Source organism: Shewanella sp. S1-49-MNA-CIBAN-0167 (assembly GCF_040310145.1).
GTDB classification, from domain to species: domain Bacteria; phylum Pseudomonadota; class Gammaproteobacteria; order Enterobacterales; family Shewanellaceae; genus Shewanella; species Shewanella psychromarinicola.
Genome location: NZ_JBEOPO010000280.1, coordinates 1 through 269, shown reverse-complemented (window position 1 = coordinate 269; position 269 = coordinate 1). Strand labels below are relative to the sequence as shown.

1 pseudogene is annotated in these 269 nt (G+C 42.8%); it reads left to right on the top strand.

Going from position 1 to position 269, the window contains the following annotated elements:
• A pseudogene (locus tag AAEZ00_RS21315) lies at positions 1–269 on the top strand (bifunctional indole-3-glycerol-phosphate synthase TrpC/phosphoribosylanthranilate isomerase TrpF); the annotation flags it as partial.

Here is a 269-nt window from a genome sequence, read left to right as displayed (position 1 = left end):
CACCATGAGTAAGCCAGAAAGTAATGTATTAACCCGTATCGTTGATACTAAAGTGGCACATATCGCCGCGCTAAAACTGCGTTTCCCTGAAGCCAGTCTACAGCCTAAAATATCTGACCGTAGCTTATACGATGCCCTGAAAGCACCTAATGCTCAGTTTATTTTTGAATGTAAAAAGGCCAGTCCTTCTAAAGGGCTTATTCGCCCTGTATTTGATGTTGAAGCCATCGCAGATATTTATGTCAATTACGCTGCAGGCATCTCTGTAC